Here is a 22,115-nt window from a genome sequence, read left to right as displayed (position 1 = left end):
ACGTCATGCCGTCTCGTTGGCCAGCCCGTGGGCCTGGGGGGCCGGCGAGCGGGCGTTGAACAGCAGGTTCAGCAGCACCGCCGTCAGCGTGCCGAGCAGGATGCCGTTCTGGCAGAACTTGGCCAGCAGCTCGGGCATCTGCGCGAAGAACTTGTCCGACACCAGCGGGATCATGCCCAGCGCCACGCTGACGGCGACGATATAGGCGTTCTTCTTGTTCTCGACAAAGTCCACATGGCCGAGAATGCGCACGCCCGTGGCGGCCACCATGCCGAACATCACCAGCGCCGCGCCGCCCAGCACGTATTGCGGGATCGATGCGGCAAAGAAGGCCAGCTTGGGCAGGCAGCCCAGCACGATCAGGATGCCGCCGGCGGTGGCGCAGACCCAGCGGCTGCGCACGCCCGTTACCTGCACCAGCCCGACATTCTGCGCGTACGAGGTGTAGGTGAAGGTGTTGAACACCGCCCCCACCAGCGCGCCCACGCCGTCGGCACGCAGGCCGCGCGCGAGGTCGTCGCAGCCCACCGGGCGGCCCACGATCTCGCCCAGCGCCAGGAACTGGCCCACGCCCTCGATCATGATCACGATCATCACCACGCACAGGGTGACCGCGGTCATGGCGTCGAAAGTGGGCCAGCCGAAGTGGAAGGGCGTGATCAGCTCCACCCAGTGCGCGTTGTGCAGGCCTTCGAAGTTGACCTTGCCCAGTGACAGCGCGATCACGAAACCCACCGCAATGCCGATCAGCACCGCCACGTTGCACAGGAAGCCCCGGGCAAAGGCCACCAGCGCCAGCACCGTGCACAGCACCGCGGTGGCGATGGCGATGTTCACCGGCAGGCCGAAGTTGGGATTGGGCATGGGACCGGCCGCGGTGTTGATGGTCGGGTTGCCGCCCGCTGCCCAGTTGATGCCGACCCGCATCAGCGAGATGCCGATCACCAGCACCACGGTGCCGGTCACCACCGGCGGGAACCAGCGCACCATCTTGCCGACGTACGGTGCGGCAAAGTAGGTGAAGATGCCCGCCACCATCACCGCGCCGAACACTGCGGGCAGACCCAGCGAAGGATTGGAGCCGGTGGCGATGATCGGCGCGATGGCGGTGAAAGTGACGCCCATCATCACCGGCAGGCGGATGCCGATCTTCCAGATGCCGATGCTCTGGATCATCGTCACCAGGCCGCAGCAGAACAGGTCCGCGGCGATCAGGAAGGCCACCTGGTCCTTGGGCAGCTTGAGGGCGCCGCCGATGATCATCGGCACGGCAATGGCGCCGGCATACATCACCAGCACGTGCTGCAGGCCCAGGGCCAGCAGGCGGGGCGGGGGCAGGACCTCGTCAACGGGATGCACGGGGGCATTCCCTTGCGCAGGCAGGGTAGGGTTCATGCTGTCTCCTTTGGTCGGTATCACGCCGGTCGCGCTTAAAGCGCTCACGTGTCGCCAAGGTCGCCGGCGTTTCCTCTGCGGGATGGTGGTGCCATCCTCTCGTGCGATGCCCGCGCCTGTCCTGTCTTATGAATCCAGCATGACAGCGGCGGCGGGAGGGTACAACGTTTGCGGCGGATTTATCGATCGGGTGAAACGATGAATCCGCCGGTTTCAGCGGGTTATCCCTTACGGCACGTGGGAGCCCGCGCGTTCCAGCCGCTTCAGCAGTGCCGCTGCGCGCTCCATCGCGGCCGGGTCGATGCGCGCCCGGATGCCGTCGAAGGCAGGTCCGCGCGTGGCGTCCAGCCCCATGCGTGACGTGGTGCCTACACCTGACGCCGAGGGGTCAAGTGCGCTGCCAGGCAAGCCATCGACCATCACCACGTCCAGGTGCGGCTGCAGGTGCGTGGCCATCGCCCACAGCACGTCTTCATCGCGGGTGATGTCGACGTCCTCATCCACCGCGACCACCGTCTTCAGGTACGGGTCCCAGCCGAGCAGGCCCAGCATCACCTGGCGCGCCTCGCCGGGGCGGCTCTGGCGCAGCGCCACGTAGGCGTGGAAGTGCGTGCCGGAGCTGGGGTAGTGCACCGCGGTGACGCCCGGGAAACGCTCCCTGAGCTTCTCGACCATCTCCGATTCGCGCGGGATGCGGCCCAGGTTCAGGTGCTCGGCCGAGTTGCCGCCGACCACGTCGACCAGCCAGGCGTCCGTGCGGCGCATCACGCTTTGCACGCGCAGCAGGTTGTTGGTCGAGCGGTCCGACGAATAGCCGGTGAACTCACCGAAGGGGCCTTCCTCGACGCGCGCTTCGGGATCGATCACGCCTTCAAGCACGATCTCGGCATGCGCCGGCACCAGGATGCCGTGGCGCGGCGTGCGTATCACTTCCAGTGGCGCGCCGAACAGGCCGCCAGCCACATGGCGCTCATCCACGCCATAGGGCAGCCGCGCGGCGCCGGCCAGCATGAACAGCGGATGCGCGCCGATCACCATGGCCACCGGCAGCGGCCGGCCCAGCTCGGTGGCGCGCTGCTGCATGCGCCACAGGTGCCCGCGCGAATGCAGGCTGGTGGCGATCTCGGTCGGCGAGTGCAGCATCGAGCGGTGGTAGCTGGCGTTGCCGATGCCGGTGTCGGGGTCTTCCGCGATCAGGATCGCGTTGGTGATGTAGGGACCGCGGTCGGTGGCGAAGTGCCTGATCGCCGGGATCGTGCGCAGGTCGATGTGTTCCGTCTCGACATGGCCGGTCACGGCGCCGCTGTCCAGCACGCGCGGCGCCGCCATGCGGCGGCTGCGGGCCTGGTATTCGGCATGGATGCCGGCGGGCGGCACGCCGCCCAGCATGCGCCCCACGCGCTCGCGCGAGGCAAAGAGGTTGGTTGCCAGCGACGTGCCCAGGCCTTCGACATGGTCGAACAGCAAGGCCGGATGGCGGCCCTGCGCGGCCAGCGCCCACACCAGCGCGGTCGGATCCTGGTCGGCGCCGACCGGCTCGCGGATATGCAGGACGTCTTCGGGGAAGGCCTCGCGGTAGGCGGCCAGGAACTGGTGGAAATCCTGCGAGGTGTCGTGGAAGGGCTTGCGCGCCGATGCCGCCGGGGCAAAGGGCGCTGAGGGTGAGTTCATGGATCGGCTCCTGTGGTCAGGGTTGGCCAGGGCGAAGGCTGCCCCGGCGGCCGGGAATGCTCCCGGCCGCCGTGCCGTGCCTGCCTGCCGAACTACTAGCGGCTAGCGACTATCGGGTACTGGCATACGTATCCTTCAGCCGCGCCAGTGCCTCTTGCTGCGTCCTGGGCGGCGCCGTGGTCTCGATGCCGACCAGCCGGGCGATGTTGTTGCCCATGTAGTCCTCCAGCCCGTCCTCGTCCAGGTCCATGCCCTGCGGCGCGGGGCCGCACAGCATCTCCAGCTCGCGCAGCCACATGCCGGGCTCGTTGGGCGGGGTGTCGGTGCCGAACACGATCTTGTCGCGCGGCAGCTGGCGCGCGAACTCGACGATGCGCGACTGGAAGCACCAGCCCGATTCGCAATACACGTTGGGCGTGTCCATCGCCATCCAGAAGGCCTCGAACGAGTAGTTGCCGCCGGTCTGGATGCCGAAATGGCCGATGATGAAATTGACCATCGGGAATTCGCGGATGATCGGGTAGAACATCGTCGGGATCGTGTACGGGCCGTCGCCGGTGTGGATCAGCACTACCACGTTGTACTTGGCGCAGACCTTCATCGCCGGGCGCAGCCAGTCCAGCGCGCGGTCGGGGCGGTAGCCGTGCATGTTGGCATGCAGCTTGAGCATCTTGAAGCCGTATTCCCTGACGTGGAATTCCAGCTCCTGCGCGCCTTCTTCCGGGCCCCAGCGCGGGTTGAAGGTGAAGTTGCCAATAAAGCGGTCGGGGTACTTCTGGCAGAGCTCGGCGATGTAGGCCATGTAGTCGCGGATGCCTTCGCGTCCGCGGCGGTTGCCGTCGCGGTAGCCGGTGTTGCCCGGCGGCGGCTGGATAAAGCCCATGTCGATGCGGCGCGGCTTGCCGTTGATCATGTAGGGGCCGTCCATCATCTTGAGCATGCGCTCGCCGTTGAAGGGCTCGCCGGTGTGGCGCCAGGCTTCGTCGACGAGATTGGTCGGGTGCAGATGGGTATCGATAATCATGTTGTGTGCTCCGGAGTCCGTTGTCGGTGGCGCAGGCCGTTGTGCTTACGCGGCCAGGCGCGCTTTCGCTTCTTCGAGCGTGCGCGGGACCGGTGTCGGCGCGAGGCCGATCATCCGGGCGACGTTGTTGCCGAGGTAGTCCTCCAGCGTGTCTTCATCCAGGTTCAGGCCCTGCGGCGGCTCGAAGCACAGCACTTCCAGCAGGCGCAGCCACATGCCGGGCTCGTTGGGCGGGGTGTCGGAGCCGAACAGGATCTTGTGCTTCGGCAAGACCTTGGCGAACTCGACGATGCGCGACTGCAGGCACCAGCCCGATTCGCAGTACACGTTGGGCATGTCCATGGCCATCTGGAACGGCTCGAAGCAGTACACGCCGCCGGTCTGCACGCCGAAGTGGGCCATGATGAAGTTCACCGTCGGGAACTCCTTCATCATCGGCACCCATTCGGTCGGGATGCTGTAGGGGCCGTCGCCGGTATGCAGCTTGACCAGCACACCCAGCTCGGCGCACTTCTGCAGCGCGGGGCGCAGCCAGTCGAGCGCGCGGTCGGGGCGGTAGGCGTGCATATTGGCCTGGAACTGGACCATCTTGAAGCCCAGCTTCCTGACGTAGTGTTCCATGGCGTTGACACCGTTCTGCACGCCGCAGCGCGGGTTGTAGACGAAGCAGCCGATAAAGCGTTCCGGGTACTTCTTCACCATCTCGACGGTGTAGGCCATGTAGGCGTCGATGGACTCGCCGCCCGACTTCACGCCATCGGTGTAGGTGTAGATGGTGTTGCCCTGCGGGGGCTGGATAAAGGCTTTGTCGATGCGGCGCGGCTTGCCGTTGATGGTGAACGGGCCGTCCATCATCCGGATCAGGCGCTCGCCGGTGAACGGGTCGCCGTCGTGGCGCCAGGCCAGGTCCACCAGGTTCGTCGGATAACAGCTGGTGTCGATGATCATGGGAGATCCCCTAACAATGACTAGGTTGGACACGCATGCGGCAGGCGCGCGCGAACAACGCCGCGGGGCCGGCCTTGCATGCTGCTATCGGGAGTCCTTGTCAGGGGAGCTGTTGGACCACTGCGCCACCGACGAAACACTCCGTCAGTGAGCAATCTCCAGTTGAACCTCGCGGCATTGCACCGCTGCTGTCCAATCGACCGCTTCTACCCACGTGCTCTTTATACATAGCGCGCAAGCGCGGCGTCAAGAAAGTTATGTGTTGCGTTGCACGAACAGTCGGGCCATGCGCATTCCGGCCAGGGTACTAATCCGCTACATTGCATAAACCACAGCGGCAGGCCCGCCGCTGCAGGGCAGGGACAACATGGGCCGATTGCCTTTCAACGGGGTTTACGACAGGGAAGGGGGAAATCATGCACGGCAAATATGCAGTCATGGCGGGGGCCATGCTGTCTGTTGCGCTGTCAATGGCGCTGGGCGGCTGCGGCGGGGACGGGGGCGTGACGGAGATGGCGTCGCCGGCCGCGGCAACGGCAACGGAAGCCACAAAGTACGGCACCACGGCTACCACTGTCACCAGCACAACCACGCGCTGGATGCCCGCGATTACCGACACCTGGCAGATCCAGCTCACCGGCACGCTCAATACCAGCTACCCGGTCGCGATGTACGACTTCGACCTGTTCGACACGCCGCAGGCCACCATCGACGCGCTGCACGCCAAGGGTGAGCGCGTGGTCTGCTATTTCTCGGCCGGCAGCGCGGAAGACTGGCGTCCGGACTACAGCCGGTTCACCGCGAGCGACCTGGGCAGCCCGCTGTCGGGCTGGGCCGGCGAGCGCTGGGTGGATACGCGCTCGGCCAACGTGCGCAGCATCATGCAGGCGCGCATGGACCTGGCTGTGTCCAAGCGCTGCGATGGCGTGGATGCGGACAATGTCGACGGCTATACCAACAGCACGGGCCTGCCGCTGACGGCCGACACGCAGCTGGACTACAACCGCTTCCTGGCGGCCGAGGCGCATGCGCGCGGCCTTGCCATCGGCCTGAAAAACGATATCGACCAGGTCGGGCAACTGGCGGCGGACTTTGATTTCGCCGTCAACGAGCAGTGTTTCCAGTACCAGGAGTGCGGCGCCTATACGGCCTTCACCGGCCAGGGCAAGGCGGTCTTCAACATCGAGTACAAGTCGAGGTACAAGACCGTGTCCCAGCGCAATGCGCTGTGTGCCGCGGCCAGGGCAGCGAACCTGCGCACGCTGGTGATGCCGGCCTACCTGGACGGCAGCTCGCGCTACGCCTGCGACTGAGTCATTGCGGGGGCGGCGGCGGCCGCCGTCCCCGCCTTGTCCAGTTCGCGCCACGCCAGCCACAGGCGGGTGTCGAACTCCAGCTGGTGGTAGCGCGGCTCCATGTGTTCGCAGAGCCGGTAGAAGGCCTTGTCGTGCTCGCTCTCCTTCAGGTGGGCGAGCTCGTGCACGACAATCATGCGCAGGAATTCCGGCGGCGCCTCTTTGAACAATGAGGCCACGCGGATTTCCTTCTTGGCCTTGAGCTTGCCGCCCTGCACGCGCGAGATCGCGGTGTGCAGGCCCAGCGCACGCTGGGCCGAATCAAGGCGCGCATCGAAGCCGACCTTGTGCAGCGGCGGCGCGCTGCGCAGGGATTCCTGCTTGATGTCCGTGGTGTACTCGTACAGCGCGTGGTCGGTCTGCACGATATGGCGCCCGGGGTAGCGGCGCGCAATATGGTCGCCGAGCCGGCCGGCGGCGATCAGCTCGCGCACCTGCTCCAGCACGCCGGGCGGATAGCCGCCCAGGAAGCGCATCGGGTCCTTGCCGGCGGGGCGCCAGGTTTCAGTCACCGCAGCGGCCTGGTCAGTGGTGGTGGTGATGGTGGTGCATCCAGCTGTTGTCCAGCGAGTTGACGAAGGACTCGACCGCGTCCTTGTCGCCGGTGGCGTGGCGCATCATCTCGCCGCACTTGCAGAAGCCCTGGTACGGGGTGATGTGCGAGCAGGCCGACGTCTTCTGCAGGTACAGCGTGACGGGTTTGGTGCACTTCTTGCACTTGAACTTCAGGGTCAGGGCGGGTTTGCTCATGGCGATGGCTTGAAAGTTCAGCGGAAAGTCGAACCCGGCATTGTACCGTCGGGGGCGGGATCCGGCCGGCGCCGGCTCAGCGCGCCGCGCGTGCCTGATACACTGCCGCCATTCCCGCAATTCCCGCACAACCCACCAACACGCACCCATGGCACAGTACGTTTTCACCATGAACCGCGTGGGCAAGATCGTTCCGCCCAAGCGTCACATCCTGAAGGACATCTCGCTGTCGTTCTTCCCCGGCGCCAAGATCGGCGTGCTGGGCCTGAACGGCTCGGGCAAGTCCACGCTGCTCAAGATCATGGCCGGCCTCGACAAGGAAATCGAGGGCGAAGCCACGCCGATGCCCAACCTGAACATCGGCTACCTGCCGCAGGAGCCGCAGCTCAATCCCGAGCAGACCGTGCGCGAGTCGGTGGAAGAAGCCCTGGGCGGCGTATTCGAGGCGCGCAAGAAGCTCGACGAGATCTACGCCGCCTACGCCGAGCCGGACGCCGACTTCGACGCGCTCGCCGCCGACCAGGCCAAGTACGAAGCCATCCTGGCCGCCAGCGACGGCAACAACGTCGAACTGCAGCTGGAAATCGCCGCCGACGCCCTGCGCCTGCCGCCGTGGGACGCGAAGATCGGCAACCTGTCCGGTGGTGAAAAGCGCCGCGTGGCGCTGTGCCGCCTGCTGCTGTCGCGCCCCGACATGCTGCTGCTGGACGAGCCCACCAACCACCTGGATGCGGAATCGGTGGAATGGCTGGAGCAGTTCCTGACGCGCTTCCCGGGCACCGTGGTGGCCGTGACCCACGACCGCTACTTCCTCGACAACGCCGCCGAGTGGATCCTGGAACTGGACCGCGGCCAGGGCATTCCCTGGAAGGGCAACTACAGTTCGTGGCTGGACCAGAAGGAAGCCCGCCTGAAGCAGGAAGAGGCCAGCGAATCGGCCCGTCAGAAGGCGCTGCACAAGGAACTGGAGTGGGTGCGCCAGAACCCCAAGGGCCGCCAGGCCAAGTCCAAGGCGCGTCTGGCCCGCTTTGACGAGCTGAACAGCCAGGACTACCAGAAGCGCAACGAAACCCAGGAAATCTTCATCCCCGTGGGGGAGCGCCTGGGCAACGAGGTGATCGAGTTCGACGGCGTGAGCAAGGGCTACGGCGACCGCCTGCTGATCGACAATCTCAGCTTCAAGGTGCCGCCGGGCGCCATCGTCGGCATCATCGGCCCGAACGGCGCCGGTAAATCGACCTTCTTCCGCATGCTGACCGGCAAGGAACAGCCGGACAGCGGCGAGATCAAGATCGGGCCGACCGTGAAGATGGCCTTCGTCGACCAGAGCCGCGACGCGCTGGACGGCACCAAGACCGTGTTCGAAGAGATCTCGGGCGGTTCCGACATCCTGACGGTGGGCAGGTACGAGACGCCGTCGCGCGCCTATATCGGCCGCTTCAACTTCAAGGGCGGCGACCAGCAGAAGCAGGTCGGCACGCTGTCGGGCGGCGAACGCGGCCGCCTGCACATGGCCAAGACGCTGATCGCCGGCGGCAACGTGCTGCTGCTGGACGAACCGTCCAACGACCTTGACGTGGAAACGCTGCGGGCGCTGGAAGATGCGCTGCTGGAATTTGCCGGCTGCGTGATGGTGATTTCCCACGATCGCTGGTTCCTGGACCGGATTGCTACCCACATCCTGGCGTTCGAGGGGGACTCGCATGTGGAGTTCTTCCCGGGCAACTATCAAGAGTACGAGGCGGACAAGAAGCGACGGCTGGGTGAGGAAGGGGCCAAGCCGAAGCGGATTCGGTATAAGCCGATTGCGCGGTAATGGGTTGTTAAGTGCGATAGAGTGCCGGGCCTGCGGCCAGGCACGTTGCTGACAACCTTCACACGCCGCGGGTTTGCTCACCTCTCCCGCGTGCGGGAGAGGGAGCACACAAGTGGCGCTTCGAAACCTAGGCGCCCCAAAAACAAAGCCCCGACTCAGATGAGTGGGGCTTTTTGCTTCGCCTCAGCGGCAATCAGGCCTACGCCCGCACCAACCTCACCCGCGTAATCTCCGACGGCGCCCCGAACCGCTTTGGCGGTCCCCAATACCCGGTGCCACGGCTGACATAGATCCAGAGCGAACCATGCCGCTCCAGTCCGGCAGTGTATGGCTGCTGCATCGGCACGAACAGGTTCCACGGCCAGAACTGGCCGCCGTGGGTGTGGCCGGACAGCTGCAGGTCGAAGCCGGCTTCTGCCGCGGCCGGTGCCGTGCGTGGCTGGTGGGCCAGCAGCACGCGCGCGCCGGCGTGTGCCGGGGCGCCGGCGATGGCGCGGTGCGGGTCGCTGCGGTGGCTTTCGTGGAAGCGGCCGGCGGAGTAGTCGGTTACGCCGCCGAGCACCAGTGCGCCGCCGTCGTGCTGCAATACGACGTGTTCGTTCATCAGCACGCGCACGCCCAGGCGACGCAGTTCGCGGATCCAGGCTTCAGCGCCGGAGTAATACTCATGGTTGCCGGTGACGAAGTAGGTGCCGTGGCGCGCCTGCAGCCGCGCCAGCGGCGAGGTGTGGGCGGATAGCTCAGGCACGGTGCCGTCGACGAGGTCGCCGGTGATGGCGACGGCGTCGGCGTGCAGGCTGTTGACGCGGTCGACGATGCGGTCGAGGTAGGGGCGCTTGATGGTGGGCCCGACATGGATGTCGCTGATCTGCGCGATGCTGAAGCCGTGCAGGGCTTCGGGCAGGCCGGCCACCGGCACGTCGACTTCGACCACGCGCGCCAGCCGGCGCGCATTGATATAGCCGGCCAGCGTGACCAGCAACGCCAGCAGCGGCACCGCCACGGCGCTGTCCGCGGACAGGCCGGGTGCGTGCCAGCCGAGCAACCGCCCGGCCAGCCAGGCGGCGGCCAGCGTCACGTCGCGTACCAGCGTCAGCACCAGCAGCGAAGAGAAGAATCCCATCGCCAGCATGCCGATCCAGGAAACCAGGTCCGACCAGGGCTGGCTGACGCGCCGCGCCAGCAGCCCGGCCGGCAGCAGGGCGCAGGACAGCGCCAGCCAGGCGAAGGCCAGGGCCTTGACCGCCATCGGCACCGGCAGCGCCGGCAGCAGGCGCAGCCCGATATAGGCGTGCAGCATGGCTGTCACGAGGGCGGCTGTCAGAATGGTGGTGCGTGGAGGCATGGGGGCGGCCAGGGTGGAGTCTTTAAAGATGAGGCCGCAGGGAGGCGGCTTCAAGGGGCTTGGCGGTGGCTTCAGGTCACGCAAGATGCACACCTGGCGCGGCCGATCTGTCTTTTTTCTGCCGGATCCTGAATGTTTTCGAATCAGATTGTTCGCCTTGGCGGCCTAATTTAGATTCGCGGAATGGGCCGCCCCGTTGTGCAGCATCGTGCCCGCAGTGCCGATCAGCCGGCGCAGGCGGCTTCCTCCCGGAGAAACCCTCATGTCTTTTCGCCTGAAGCAGACCAGCGCCCTGATCGCCGCGGCGTGGTTTGCCCTCGCCCCGCTCAGCCTGCAGGCCGCCACGCCGCCCAAGCCAAGCGCGGCCGCCCTGAACTGGCCACGCAACTTTGACGCCGCCACCGACCATGTGGAGTTGTACCAGCCCCAGATCGAGACCTGGGAGGGCAACCGCTTGTCCGGACGCGCGGCGGTGGCGGTGGGAGAGAAGTCGGGTTCGCCGACCTACGGCGTGGTCCATTTCTCGGCCACCGGCGATATCGACAAGCCCTCCGGGCTGGTGCAACTGACCCGGATCACGGTAGACAGCGTCGACGTCCCGACCAGGCCCGACGCCGCCGACCGGGTGCGCCAGGCGCTGGTGTCGCGCCTGCCGGCCAACGGACTGACGGTGCCGCTGGAGCAACTGCAGGCCAGCTACGCGGTGTCCCAGCAACTGGCCAAGGCCGGCCGCGTGGCGGTGCGCAATGACGCGCCCCAGATTCTTTTTGCCACCACGCCGACGCTGCTGGTGCTGGTCGATGGCGAGCCGGCGTGGCGCACCGTGCCCGGCACACAATACGAGCGCGCGCTGAACAGCCGCGCGCTGCTGCTGCGCGAGCCGGGCGGCGAGCTGCACCTGCAGGCGGCCGGCTACTGGTATCGCTCCGAATCGGCCGGCGGCGCCTGGGAAGTGATGACAACCGTGCCCCAGGCGCTGCAGAGCGCGGCCACCAAGGCCGCGGCCAGCATGAAGCCCGACACGATGCTGCCGGCCGACGGCAAGCGGCCGGCCAGGGCGCCGGCAATCCTCTTCGCCACGCAGCCGACCGAGCTGGTCGTCACCAGCGGTGCGCCGCAGATGGCGCCGGTGAGCGGGGTCAGCCTGCTGACGATGTCCAACGCCGACCACGCGGTCTTTGTCGATCCGGCCGGCAACCAGTATTACGTGCTGGTCTCGGGCCGCTGGTTCCGGGCGCCGATGCTGACCGGGCCGTGGCAGTACGTGCCCGGCAGCCAGCTGCCGGCGGACTTCGCCAGGATCCCGCCGACCGACCCCAAGGCCAATGTGCTGGTCTCGGTGCCCGGCACGCCGCAGGCGCGCGAGGCCGAGATCGCCGCGACCATTCCGCAGACCGCCACGGTGTCGCGCAGCAAGGCCAGCCTGGCGGTGGCCTATGACGGCGCGCCGCGCTTCACGCCGATCACCGGCACCTCGCTCAGCTACGCGGTCAATTCCGGCACGGCAGTGATCGAGGTCGACAGCAGCCACTACTATGCGGTGGCCAACGGCGTCTGGTTCACCGCGCCGGCGCCGTCCGGCCCGTGGCACGTGGCCACCGAGGTGCCGTCGGCGATCTACACCATCCCGCCGACCTCGCCGGTGTACTACGTGACCTACGTGCGCATCTATTCGGTCACGCCGGAGACCGTGGTGGTGGGCTATACCCCCGGCTACATGGGCGTGGTGGTCAGCGCCGACGGCACGGTGGTGTATGGCACCGGCTACGTCTATCCGCCCTACGTGGGCGCAGTCTATTACGGCTACCCGGCCACCTATGGCTATGGCGCCGGCTTTGGCATCGGCATGGCCGAGGGCTTTGCCTTCGGCTTCGCTGCGGGCGCATTCTGGGGGGCGGCCTCGCCTTACTGGGGCCCGTACTGGTGGGGCGGCCCGTACAACTGGAACTACGTCAACGTGAACCAGGCGAATTTCTACGGCCGCTGGGGCCAGGGCACCGTGACCCATGCCCAGGGCTGGAACGCCTGGACCGGCACAGAATGGCGCGGCACCGCCGGCGCCGGCTACAACCCGGCCACCGGGGCGCGCTACCAGGGCAGCCGGGGCGCCGCGTTCAACCCCTATTCGGGCAACTATGCGGCGGGCCGCCAGGGTTCGTTCGCCAACCCGTCGACCGGGCGCGAAGGCGCGGCGCGCGGCGGCGTGGCCGGCAACACCTATACCGGCGACTATGCGGCCGGCCACCAGGCGGCGGGCTACAACGCGCAGACCGGCCGTGTCGGTGCTGCCGAGGCAGGCATCGCCGGCAACACGCAGACCGGGCAGCACACCGCCGGCAGCCGCGGCTTTGTCGCCAACCCGGACAAGAACAATGCGGTGGTGTGGAACAACGGCAACGTGTATGCCGGCCATGACGGCTCGGTCTACCAGCACACCGACAACGGCTGGCAGAAGCACACCCCCAGCGGCTGGGAGCCGGTGCAGCCCAACAACGACGCGACGGCCCGGCTGGAGCAGCAGCGCCAGGCGCGCGAGGTCGGGCAGCAGCGCTTCCAGGGCACGGCACAGCAGTGGCAGGGGCGCGGCTTCGGCGGCCGGGCCGGGCGCGGCGGTGGCTTCCATGGAGGCTTCCGGCGTTGACGCGGCGCCCTTGAAAGCAGTTAAGACGATCGCGAAAGAATTGACTTGGCGCCTCCCGGGCCGGGCCTTACCCTGCCGGAATAGACGCCAGCGCGCCCGCCGGTCCGGCGCCATGTCATTGCCTGCATCCGGCATGCGCGCGCAGCCGTCGCATGCATAACCATGGCGGGAGAAGGATCCGTGAACACTGCTTTCCACTGGCGCGGCGCGCTCTGGCTGGCCTGCGCAATGACGCTGGCAGCCTGCGGCAAGGACAAACCGGCAGCCCACGCGCCGCCTGCGGCCGAAGTCAGCGTGATGACCGTGGCACTGCGCGACGTGCCCATCGTCTACGACTTTGTCGGCCAGACGCAGAGCTCGCAGCAGGTGGAGATCCGCGCCCGGGTCAATGGCTTCCTTGACCAGCGCGTCTATACCGAGGGTGCGGTGGTCAAGGCCGGGCAGACCATGTTCATCATGGATCCCAAGCCGTTCGCCGCGGCGCTGGATGCGGCCAATGCCGAGCTGGCGCAGCAGGTGGCGCGGCTCAAGACCGCCAACGCCGACCTGGCGCGGGTGCGCCCGCTGGCCGAGCGCAACGCGCTGAGCCAGCGCGACCTGGATGACGCAACCGGCAAGCAGCAGGCCGCCGCGGCCGCGGTGGAGGCGGCCCGCGCCAACGTCACCAACGCCAGGCTGAACCTGGGCTACACCACCATCAAGTCTCCGGTCAACGGGGTGTCCAGCTTCGCCAAGAAGCAGGCAGGCAGCTATATCGATCCGTCGAACAGCCTGCTGACCTACGTCGCCAAGCTTGACCCGATGTGGGTCAATTTCAGCCTGTCCGAAAACGAGGTGCTGGCCGCGCGCACCGGGCAGGAGTCCGGCGCGCTCAAGTTCCCGGCCCAGGGCGCCTTCGACGTGGTGATCGTGCTGGCCGACGGCAGCCAGTTCCCGCATCACGGCAAGATCACCTTTGCCGATGCCGCCTTCAACGCGGAAACCGGCACCTACATGATCCGCGCCGAGGTCTCCAACCCCGCAGGCACGCTGCGCCCCGGCCAGTTCGTGCGCGTGAAGCTGCACGGCGCCGAACGCACCAGGGCCATCGCGGTGCCGCAGGAGGCCATCATCCAGGGCCCGCGCGGCCAGCAGGTGTGGGTGGTGGGCCCCGACAACAAGGCCCAGCAGCGCGTGGTGGAAGCCGGCCAGTGGACCGGTGACAACTGGATCGTAAGCTCCGGCCTGAAAGCGGGTGAGCGCGTGGTGGTCAGCGGCACGCTGCGGCTCGCGCCCGGCGCCCCGGTGCGGCCGGTGGAGGCTGTGGCCGGGCAGAAGGCGGCGGCGGCCTCCGTGCCGCAACCGCAGCCCCAGGCCGCGGCCGGCGCCGGGGGCAAGCCATGAAACTGTCCCACTTCTTTATCGACCGGCCGATCTTCGCATCGGTCCTGTCGATCATCATCGTGGTGGGCGGGCTGGTGGCGCTGACCAAGCTGCCGATCGCCCAGTTCCCCGATATCACCCCGCCGTCGATCACGGTCAGCACCAAGTACCCCGGCGCCAGCGCCGAGGTGGTGGCGCAGAACGTGGCCGCACCGATCGAGCAGCAGGTCAACGGCGCCGACCACATGATGTACATGAACTCGTCGAGCTCCTCCACCGGGGACATGACGCTGACCGTGTATTTCGACATCGGCACCGACCCGCAGCTGGCGCAGGTGGACGTGCAGAACCGCGTCAACCTGGCGCTGCCCACGCTGCCCGACGCGGTGACCTCGCAAGGCGTGTCGGTGCAGAAGCGCTCGTCGGCGTTCATGATGGTGATCGCGCTGTATTCGCCGGACAACAGCTACGACCAGACCTTCGTCGGCAACTACGCCAACATCTATGTGCTGGATGCGCTCAAGCGCATCCCCGGCGCCAACCAGTCGTCGATCTTCGGCAGCCCCGACTACGCCATGCGCATCTGGCTGCGGCCGGACCGGATGGCGTCGCTGGGCATCACGGTGGAAGACGTCAAGAACGCGGTCAGCGCGCAGAACCAGCAGTACTCCGCCGGCCGCATCGGCCAGTCGCCCACGGACGGCGAGGTCAAGCTGACTTTCCCGATCGCCACCAAGGGCCGCATGACCGAGCCCGCCGAGTTCGAGAACATGATCCTGCGCGCCCAGTCGGGGGATGCCGCGCTGGTGCGCCTGAAGGACGTGGGCCGGGTCGAGCTGGGGCAGAAGGACTACTCGCTGCGCAGCCGCTACAAGGGCAAGACCGCCACGCTGATGGCGGTCTACCAGCAGCCCGGCGCCAACGCGCTGGACGTGGCCAGGCAGGTGCGCAGCACGCTGGCCGAGATGAAGAAGTCGTTCCCGCCCGGCCTGGAATACGAGGTCGCGCTGGACACCACCGAGTTCGTGCAGGAGTCGATCGACGAGGTGGTCAAGACCCTGCGCGACGCGGTGATCCTTGTGATCCTGGTGGTCTTCCTGTTCCTGCAGAGTTTCCGCGCCACGCTGGTGCCGATCCTGGCGGTGCCGGTGTCGATCATCGGCGCCTTTATCGGCATGAGCATGTTCGGCTTCTCGGTGAACATGCTGACGTTGTTCGGCATGGTGCTGGCGATCGGGATCGTGGTGGACGATGCCATCGTGGTGATCGAGAACGTCGAACGCAACATGACCGAGTTCAACCTGCCGCCCAAGGAGGCCGCCAAGCGCGCCATGGACGAGGTCAGCGGGCCGGTGGTGGCGATCGTGCTGGTGCTGCTGGCGGTGTTTATCCCGGTGGCGTTCCTGTCGGGCATCACCGGGCAGTTGTACAAGCAGTTCGCGGTCACGATCGCGGTGTCGGTGGTGCTTTCCGGCGTGGTGGCATTGACGCTGTCGCCGGCGCTGGCGGCGATCCTGCTCAAGCCGGGCGAGCAGAAGAAGAACCGTTTTTTCCGCTGGTTCAACGCCAGATTCGACCAGCTCGTGGCACGCTATGACACCGCCAACCAGGCAGTGATACGGCGCACAGTGGTGTCGCTGGGCGTGATCGTGGCGATGCTGGCGGCGATCGGGCTGATGTTCGCGCGCATCCCGTCGTCGTTCCTGCCGGTGGAGGACCAGGGCTATCTGCTGGGCGCGGTGATCATGCCGGACGCGGCCAGCCTGGACCGTACCCAGGCGCTGTCCAGGCGCGCGGAGGAATGGTTCTCGAAGCAGCCGGGCGTGGCCGCGGTGGCGACGCCGACCGGCTTCAGCCTGATCGATTCGCAGAACAAATCCAATGCGGGCACCATCTTTGTTTCGCTCAAGGGCTTCCATGAGCGCGGCAAGGGCGAGAGCGCGGCCGACATCATCACAAACGCCAAGAAGGAGTTCTCCACCTACCAGGAGGGCGTGGTCATTCCAATCAACCCGCCGTCGATCCCGGGCCTGGGCAGCACCGGCGGCTTCGAGTTCTGGCTGCAGAGCACCGGCGACGGCACCTACCAGCAGCTCGAGGCGCGGGTGCGCGCCTTTATCGCCAAGGCGCACGAGCGGCCCGAGCTGACGGGGGTGAACTCCACCATCAACACGCGTTCGCGCCAGCTGATGGTGGAGGTCGACCGCGAGCGTTCGGAAACGCAGGGCGTGCCGGTCGAGCAGGTCTACTCGGCGCTGCAGACCATGTTCGGTTCGCTCTATGTCAGCCAGTTCCCGAAGAACAGCCGGCTGTTCCAGGTGATCCTGCAGGCCGAGCCCGATTACCGCTCGCGCCCGGAGGATATCGACAAGGTCTACGTGCGCAACCGCGCCGGCGACATGGTGCCGATCAAGGCGGTTACCACGGTCAAGTACGTGCCCGGCGCCGACATCGTCACGCGCTTCAACAACTTCCCGGCGGCCAAGATCATGGGCGACGCCGCGCCGGGCTACAGCTCGGGCCAGGCGCTGCGGGCGATGGAGCAGGTCGCGCACGAGGTGCTGGGCGAGGGCTACAGCTTCTCCTGGAGCGGCCAGGCGTTTGAAGAAAAGACCGCGGGCTCGACGGCGGTCTATGTGTTCGCCTTTGCCTTGCTGATGGTGTTCCTGATCCTGGCGGCGCAGTACGAGAAGTGGTCGTTGCCGATCGGGGTGCTGCTGGCGGTGCCGTTCGCGCTGTTCGGCGCGCTGCTGGCGATCTTGCTGCGCGGCATGCAGAACGATGTGTACTTCCAGATCGGCCTGACGGTGCTGATCGCGCTGGCGGCCAAGAACGCGATCCTGATCTTCGAGTTCGCGGTGGAGATGCGCCACAAGGAAGGGCTCAGTGCCTACGACGCGGCGCTGCACGCGGCCAGGCTGCGGCTGCGGCCCATCATCATGACCTCGCTTGCGTTTATCCTGGGCTGCGTGCCGCTGGCCATCGCCAGCGGGGCCTCGGCGGCCAGCCGCCAGTCGCTTGGCACCGGCGTGATCGGCGGGATGCTGGGGGCCACGGCCATCGCGCTGTTTTTTATCCCGCTGTTCTTCTGGGGGCTGGAGACGATGTCGGAGCGCAAGCCCAAGGCCAAGGCGGGCGCCACGCCGACCACACCGACTACACCGCCCACGCCCCCCGCAGGAGAACCGTCATGAACGCGGGCCGCGGCATTGCCGGCGCCTGCCTGGCCGCGCTGCTGGGCGGCTGCGCCATCGGCCCAAACTACCAGCGCCCCGAGACCCCCGACCCGGCGCAGTACCGCATCGACACCGGCGTGCTGGCGGTTGCCGCCGACAGCGCCTGGTGGGACAGCTTCAACGACCCGGTGCTCAATGCGCTGGTGGAAGCGGCGCTGCGCAACAACTACGACGTGCGCATCGCCGCGGCCCGCATCGACGAGTTCCGCGGCCAGCTGATGGTGGCGCGCAGCGGCTTCTTCCCGCAGCTGGGGCTGTCGGCATCGGCCGCGCGCCAGCGTGCGGGCACCTTCAACGGCACGCCGTTTGCCTCGCTCGACGGCCCGCGCGATTCGTACCAGCTGCTGGCCAATGCCAGCTGGGAGCTGGACCTGTGGGGCCGCATCCGGCGCCAGGCCGAGGCCGCCGAAGCCGGGGTGTGGAATGCCGAGTACGCGCGCCGCGGCGTGGTGTTGTCGCTGGCGGCATCGGTGGTGCAGGGCTATGCCACGCTGCGCGGGCTGGATGCGCAGCTGGAGATCGCGCAGCAGACGCTGCAGTCTCGCGCCAGGGGGCTGGATATCTTCCGCCAGCGCTACCAGGGCGGGGTGATCTCGCAGGTGGAGCTGTCGCAGGCGGAAAATGACTACTACTCGACCGAGGCCGCGATCCCGCCGCTGCGCGCATCCATCGCCCAGACCGAGAACGCGCTGTCGGTGCTGCTGGGGCGCGAGCCCGGCCCGATCGAGCGCGGCAAGGCCGTGCATGATCTGCTGCCGCCGCCGGCGGGCGCGGACCTGCCGGCGGCGCTGCTGTCGCGGCGCCCGGACCTGCTGCAGGCCGAGCAGTCGGCCATCGCCGCCAATGCGCAACTGGGCGCCGCGCAGGCGCTGTACCTGCCGGCGGTGAACCTGAGCGGGGTGTTCGGCGCCATCGCCAGCACGCCCGGCGCGCTGTGGCACAGCGCCTCGCAAGTGTGGAGCGTCGGCGCCGGGCTGACCCAGCCGATCTTCCAGGGCGGCGCCATCCGCGGCCAGGTGCAGACCGCGTCGGCACAGCGCCAGCAGGCGATGCTGGCCTACCAGGGCACGGTGCTGGCGGCGCTGGCCGACGTCAACAGCGCGCTCGCCAACAACATCGAGACCCGCAATCGGCTGGTCAGCCTGCGCCAGCAGGAGAAGAGCCTGGTGGTCTATGCCGACCAGTCCAGTGCGCGCTACGAAGGCGGCTATTCCAGCTACCTGGAAGTGACCACTGCGCAGGAGAAGCTGTTTGCCGCGCAACTGGCGGCGGTACAGGGGCAGGTTGATGTGCTGACCGGCGCCGCGGCGCTGTACAAGTCGCTCGGCGGTGGCTGGCCGTCGGTGCCGCAGGATGTTAGAGAGGCGGGGATGCAGGGGGATGCGAAGGTGTTGAGGCGGTAGGAAGAATCCTTGCCAGACGTTTACCTGTGCGCACCTGTGCCGTCGGAACTAGCCACCACCTCACGCGGACGCTCCCCTCTCCCGCGAAGTGGGAGAGGGGTGGGGGAGAGGGCCGGAGTGCCCACGAAGTGCAGGGCGGCGGTGTGCCAGCGCCTGCCCTCTCCCCCACCCCTACCTAGTACAACATCCCTTAAATAGGTTTAATAATTATCGGGCTGCAAATACGGCTGCAGAAGCGTGACGACCAGCTCGGCCATCTCGTCGAGCGAGCCTTCGCCTGGCAACGGCTCCCAACGCCCACTATGGGTGCGAAAGGCGGCGCCATAACGATTGCGGCCGAGCTCGGTCAGTCGAGCCACCACGGTCGGCTCCTCGTCATCCAGACGTTTGATCAGCAGGTGACGCCCATAAGCTTGCGTGATGATCTGCTTGTGGCCGAGCAGGCTGCGCAGTTGCCGCTGCAATTCGGCAGCGTAATGTTTGGCGGGTAAAGCTGGCATGTCGATCCTCGATTACGATGCGCCGGTTTGCAGCGGATAGCCCCGGAAACTCCATTTGAACGGGCGTGCCGCCTGATTGTGCGCGCGGACAAACTGCTCGGTGCGCTCGCGCAGGTGCGCGATGCTGGTGTGGCTCGCATGGCGCAGTACCCGGCGCGTGTAGCGGGCAAACCAGAGTTCGATCTGATTGACCCAACTTGCGTGCAACGGCGTGAAGTGGAAGTGAAACCGCCCATCGTGCCGCGCGTTGAACGCCTGCCAGACGGCCTGGGCGCAATGTGTGTTCAGGTTATCCCAGACGACGTGCACCTGTTTGCCCGGGTAAGCGGCCGCCACGCGCTCCATGAAGGCCACCAGATCGTCCTGGGTGCGCCGGTCGCGGCATTCTGCCAGCACCTGTCCGGTATGCACGTCGAGCGCGGCAATCAACGCCTGGGTGCCGTGACGAATATATTCAAACTCACGCCGACGCAGTCGCCCCGGCGCGGGGGCACGTCCCGGGTACTTACGCTCGATGGCCTGAATGCCGGTCTTCTCGTCGATACTGAGCACCACCGCGTTTCGCGGCGCCTTGCGGTACAGCTTGCAAATCCCGTTGACCTTCTCGCGAAAGGCCGGGTCTGGGCTATGTAGCCATTGCTGGACCCGGTGCGGACGCACGTCGCCGGCCTGCAGAATGCGCTGCACCTGGCTGCGGCTGATCTGCCCGACGACGCCGCGCTCCACGGCGCGCGCCACAATCTCATCGAGCGTGGGCGTGGCCCGCCCCTCAGGTTCCTGCGTTTCACAAGCCAGCGCGATCAACTGTAGTCGTGCTTCCTGGCTGATGCGTGGCGGACGACCACTGCGCTCGCCCTCGCGAATGCCTTGGGCACCTTGCTGGGCAATGCGCTTGCGCCACAGGCAGACCGTTTGCACCGATACCCCGAGCTCCCGCGCAATGGTCGTATTGGGGTGGCCCTCGTGGGCCCACAACGCGATTCGCGCCCGCATCACGTCTCGCTGCGGGGCCGTCTTGCGCTCGATCAGCGCTAGCAGTTCCTGTCTTTCTTTCTTCGCCAGCTTCACTGGCGTTGCATGGCGACCTCGACTCATCCCGCCATGATATCGGAGGCGGTTAATTATTCAAGATATTTACGGGATGTTGTACTAGGAACCTTCGCTAACCCATTGTTTTTACTGGCACGAGAGCCAGACCATGTTTCAGCGCGAGCTTGCGCAGTACGCACTGTTCGGACTGCGCGGCGCGGGCCTGGTAATGCCGCAGGCCTTTTTCGACGTAGTCTGCGCCCTTGACCATGGTCTGCCAGAACAAGGCAGCGAGCTTGCGGGCGAGCGCCTTGTTGGCGATGAGTCCGCCCCGGCGGGCCTTGAGGCGGCGATAGAAGCCGCCCAGGGCCTTGTCTACGCTGTTGGCCAGGCTGCGTGCCATGTGGCAGAACAGTTCACCGGTGCGGTTGCGGTGGCGGGACTGGTGGCCATGGCGCTTGCCACTCTGATGGGCGCCGGGGGCGAGCCCGGTCCACGCCGTGAAGTGTTTTTCGCTGGGCCAACGGCTCAAGTCGGTGCCGACCTCGCCGATGACCAGCAGCAGCGAGTAGTCGGCCAGCCCCGGCAGTTGGGTGGGATCATTGCCGCCGCACAGTTGCAGCAGCATGCGGTGCAGGCCGTCGATCTTGGGCGTATGCGTGCCACCCGGCTTGGCCGGCGAGGCCGCCGGATCGTCGTCACGGTGCGGGCCGCTGAGCTCGTGCAGCACCTGTTCAATCGCGCGATCGCATTCGGCGATCTGGTGTTGGTAGAACTGCCACCCCTCAAAGGCTTGGCGTAGGGCAAACAGATGTTCGTCCTTCCACATGCCGCGCAACGATTCCTTGACCCGATCGGCCTTGTGCTTGCGGATTTGCACGTCGCATAGCGTCAGCAGGCAGGCGGGATCGCGCTGACCGGCCAGGATGGCCTCGATGACCTTGAGCCCACTGACACCGGTGAGGTCGCTGATGACCGCATGGAACTTGATGTTCATGCGCTCGAGCGCCTTTTGCATGTGTTGCACGTGGCTAGCGGCCATCGTGATGTGATCCTGGCGCAGGCGCAAATAGTCCTGCAGCCGGCGGATGGCGGCCGGGGGCACGAAGCCGGAGTGCAGCAGACCGTGCGCATGCAGCGTGGCCAGCCACTGACAGTCGGCCATGTCGGTCTTGCGTCCGGGCAGATTGCGTACCTGCCGGCCATTGACCACCAGAACCGTGATGCCGGCGGCCTCGAGCGCGCCGTACAGGTATAGCCAGTACACCCCGGTCGCCTCCATGGCCACCGAGCGCACGCCTTCATCACGCAGCCAGTTGATCAGCATCGACACGTCTTGGGTCATGGTGCCAAAGACCCGTGGCGTGTCACCCGCGATGGACACGTGCAACTTCTGGCTGCCCACGTCGATGCCGGTGGCGCGTTCATCCAATATCGGTAGCGTTTTCATCTGCGGCCTCCTCTTGCTCGGAAGGCTCGGCGCCAACGTGCCCGGTAGACACAAAAATGGAAACAAACCTACCTAGCGGGAAGCTAACAACGCTCACCAAACAAGCCGAATGTCATCTGCCGGAGCCAGTCTCTCCCACGGGCGACAGAATGTGCACCAGAGGGGACGCGGCCACACTGCGCGTCATGCC

16 protein-coding genes are annotated in these 22,115 nt (G+C 66.7%); 6 read left to right on the top strand and 10 right to left on the bottom strand.

The genetic code is table 11. The features are described from left to right. Positions 1-3: 3 nt before the first annotated feature. The 4 genes from ACREYQ_RS15540 to ACREYQ_RS15525 form a co-directional block, all read right to left on the bottom strand. Entirely contained in the window at positions 4-1,395 is a 1,392-nt protein-coding gene (locus ACREYQ_RS15540; RefSeq protein WP_432258449.1) for a nucleobase:cation symporter-2 family protein, read from the bottom strand. A 228-nt stretch (positions 1,396-1,623) separates the two neighbouring features. Then, the gene (locus ACREYQ_RS15535; protein ID WP_432258448.1) at positions 1,624-3,066 is read right to left on the bottom strand and encodes a UbiD family decarboxylase; all 1,443 of its coding nucleotides are present in this window, start codon (positions 3,064-3,066) and stop codon (positions 1,624-1,626) included. 109 nt (positions 3,067-3,175) lie between these two features. Further along, entirely contained in the window at positions 3,176-4,090 is a 915-nt protein-coding gene (locus ACREYQ_RS15530) for an amidohydrolase family protein (RefSeq protein WP_432258447.1), read from the bottom strand. 45 nt (positions 4,091-4,135) lie between these two features. After that, a complete protein-coding gene (locus tag ACREYQ_RS15525; RefSeq protein ID WP_432258446.1) occupies positions 4,136-5,038 on the bottom strand; it encodes an amidohydrolase family protein in 903 nt (300 codons plus the stop codon). A gap of 416 nt (positions 5,039-5,454) precedes the next feature. Here ACREYQ_RS15525 and ACREYQ_RS15520 point away from each other — a divergent pair, with 416 nt between their 5' ends. Further along, on the top strand, positions 5,455-6,351 hold the full coding sequence (locus ACREYQ_RS15520; protein WP_432258445.1) for an endo alpha-1,4 polygalactosaminidase: 897 nt from the start codon (positions 5,455-5,457) through the stop codon (positions 6,349-6,351). Here ACREYQ_RS15520 and ACREYQ_RS15515 read toward each other — a convergent pair. Beyond that, positions 6,336-6,869 (bottom strand): YgjP-like metallopeptidase domain-containing protein, encoded by a 534-nt coding sequence (locus ACREYQ_RS15515; RefSeq protein ID WP_432260429.1) that lies wholly within the window; start codon positions 6,867-6,869, stop codon positions 6,336-6,338. The two genes, ACREYQ_RS15520 and ACREYQ_RS15515, sit on opposite strands and share 16 nt — an antisense overlap. Before the next feature lie 49 nt (positions 6,870-6,918). Next, complete coding sequence (locus ACREYQ_RS15510) at positions 6,919-7,143, bottom strand: hypothetical protein (protein WP_010812270.1); 225 nt, start codon at positions 7,141-7,143, stop codon at positions 6,919-6,921. A 148-nt stretch (positions 7,144-7,291) separates the two neighbouring features. On the opposite strand from ACREYQ_RS15510, the gene ettA reads away from it, so the two are divergent. Beyond that, the gene (gene ettA / locus ACREYQ_RS15505; RefSeq protein WP_432258444.1) at positions 7,292-8,959 is read left to right on the top strand and encodes an energy-dependent translational throttle protein EttA; all 1,668 of its coding nucleotides are present in this window, start codon (positions 7,292-7,294) and stop codon (positions 8,957-8,959) included. A 199-nt stretch (positions 8,960-9,158) separates the two neighbouring features. On the opposite strand, the gene ACREYQ_RS15500 is transcribed toward ettA, so the two are convergent. Beyond that, positions 9,159-10,304 carry a metallophosphoesterase gene (locus tag ACREYQ_RS15500; RefSeq protein WP_432258443.1) on the bottom strand — a complete coding sequence of 382 codons (1,146 nt, stop codon included), beginning with the start codon at positions 10,302-10,304 and terminating at the stop codon, positions 9,159-9,161. 262 nt (positions 10,305-10,566) lie between these two features. Here ACREYQ_RS15500 and ACREYQ_RS15495 point away from each other — a divergent pair, with 262 nt between their 5' ends. The 4 genes from ACREYQ_RS15495 (at position 10,567) to ACREYQ_RS15480 (ending at position 18,946) form a co-directional block, all read left to right on the top strand. Continuing rightward, positions 10,567-12,945: a carbohydrate-binding family V/XII gene (locus ACREYQ_RS15495; RefSeq protein ID WP_432258442.1), complete on the top strand. Its 2,379-nt coding sequence runs from the start codon at positions 10,567-10,569 to the stop codon at positions 12,943-12,945. A gap of 162 nt (positions 12,946-13,107) precedes the next feature. Beyond that, entirely contained in the window at positions 13,108-14,328 is a 1,221-nt protein-coding gene (locus ACREYQ_RS15490; protein ID WP_432258441.1) for an efflux RND transporter periplasmic adaptor subunit, read from the top strand. Beyond that, positions 14,325-17,501, top strand: a complete 3,177-nt coding sequence (locus ACREYQ_RS15485) for an efflux RND transporter permease subunit (RefSeq protein WP_432258440.1) — start codon at positions 14,325-14,327, stop codon at positions 17,499-17,501. The genes ACREYQ_RS15490 and ACREYQ_RS15485 overlap by 4 nt, the downstream gene beginning before the upstream one ends. After that, positions 17,498-18,946 carry an efflux transporter outer membrane subunit gene (locus tag ACREYQ_RS15480; protein ID WP_432258439.1) on the top strand — a complete coding sequence of 483 codons (1,449 nt, stop codon included), beginning with the start codon at positions 17,498-17,500 and terminating at the stop codon, positions 18,944-18,946. Before ACREYQ_RS15485 ends, ACREYQ_RS15480 begins: the two co-directional genes overlap by 4 nt. A gap of 200 nt (positions 18,947-19,146) precedes the next feature. Here the strand turns inward: ACREYQ_RS15480 and ACREYQ_RS15475 are convergent, their stop codons facing one another. From ACREYQ_RS15475 to ACREYQ_RS15465, 3 genes are all read right to left on the bottom strand, one after another. Next, entirely contained in the window at positions 19,147-19,446 is a 300-nt protein-coding gene (locus ACREYQ_RS15475) for a hypothetical protein (protein ID WP_432258438.1), read from the bottom strand. Between the two features lie 12 nt (positions 19,447-19,458). After that, positions 19,459-20,541 (bottom strand): IS630 family transposase, encoded by a 1,083-nt coding sequence (locus ACREYQ_RS15470; protein ID WP_432258437.1) that lies wholly within the window; start codon positions 20,539-20,541, stop codon positions 19,459-19,461. Positions 20,542-20,608: 67 nt separating this feature from the next. Beyond that, positions 20,609-21,925 (bottom strand): IS110 family transposase, encoded by a 1,317-nt coding sequence (locus tag ACREYQ_RS15465; protein WP_432257995.1) that lies wholly within the window; start codon positions 21,923-21,925, stop codon positions 20,609-20,611. Positions 21,926-22,115: the final 190 nt, after the last annotated feature.

This window comes from Cupriavidus sp. TMH.W2, assembly GCF_050847365.1.
GTDB lineage: Bacteria > Pseudomonadota > Gammaproteobacteria > Burkholderiales > Burkholderiaceae > Cupriavidus.
Note: the sequence above shows the minus strand (reverse complement) of the source record. Positions and strands in the feature narration are given on the sequence as shown.

Excerpts from the sequence above, each read along its gene's own strand:
- ACREYQ_RS15540 (WP_432258449.1), bottom strand. The coding sequence starts at position 1,395 with ATGAACCCTACCCTGCCTGCGCAAGGGAATGCCCCCGTGCATCCCGTT.
- ACREYQ_RS15535 (WP_432258448.1), bottom strand. The coding sequence starts at position 3,066 with ATGAACTCACCCTCAGCGCCCTTTGCCCCGGCGGCATCGGCGCGCAAG.
- ACREYQ_RS15530 (WP_432258447.1), bottom strand. The coding sequence starts at position 4,090 with ATGATTATCGATACCCATCTGCACCCGACCAATCTCGTCGACGAAGCC.
- ACREYQ_RS15525 (WP_432258446.1), bottom strand. The coding sequence starts at position 5,038 with ATGATCATCGACACCAGCTGTTATCCGACGAACCTGGTGGACCTGGCC.
- ACREYQ_RS15520 (WP_432258445.1), top strand. The coding sequence starts at position 5,455 with ATGCACGGCAAATATGCAGTCATGGCGGGGGCCATGCTGTCTGTTGCG.
- ACREYQ_RS15515 (WP_432260429.1), bottom strand. The coding sequence starts at position 6,869 with ATGCGCTTCCTGGGCGGCTATCCGCCCGGCGTGCTGGAGCAGGTGCGC.
- ACREYQ_RS15510 (WP_010812270.1), bottom strand. The coding sequence starts at position 7,143 with ATGAGCAAACCCGCCCTGACCCTGAAGTTCAAGTGCAAGAAGTGCACC.
- ettA (WP_432258444.1), top strand. The coding sequence starts at position 7,292 with ATGGCACAGTACGTTTTCACCATGAACCGCGTGGGCAAGATCGTTCCG.
- ACREYQ_RS15500 (WP_432258443.1), bottom strand. The coding sequence starts at position 10,304 with ATGCCTCCACGCACCACCATTCTGACAGCCGCCCTCGTGACAGCCATG.
- ACREYQ_RS15495 (WP_432258442.1), top strand. The coding sequence starts at position 10,567 with ATGTCTTTTCGCCTGAAGCAGACCAGCGCCCTGATCGCCGCGGCGTGG.
- ACREYQ_RS15490 (WP_432258441.1), top strand. The coding sequence starts at position 13,108 with ATGGCGGGAGAAGGATCCGTGAACACTGCTTTCCACTGGCGCGGCGCG.
- ACREYQ_RS15485 (WP_432258440.1), top strand. The coding sequence starts at position 14,325 with ATGAAACTGTCCCACTTCTTTATCGACCGGCCGATCTTCGCATCGGTC.
- ACREYQ_RS15480 (WP_432258439.1), top strand. The coding sequence starts at position 17,498 with ATGAACGCGGGCCGCGGCATTGCCGGCGCCTGCCTGGCCGCGCTGCTG.
- ACREYQ_RS15475 (WP_432258438.1), bottom strand. The coding sequence starts at position 19,446 with ATGCCAGCTTTACCCGCCAAACATTACGCTGCCGAATTGCAGCGGCAA.
- ACREYQ_RS15470 (WP_432258437.1), bottom strand. The coding sequence starts at position 20,541 with ATGAGTCGAGGTCGCCATGCAACGCCAGTGAAGCTGGCGAAGAAAGAA.
- ACREYQ_RS15465 (WP_432257995.1), bottom strand. The coding sequence starts at position 21,925 with ATGAAAACGCTACCGATATTGGATGAACGCGCCACCGGCATCGACGTG.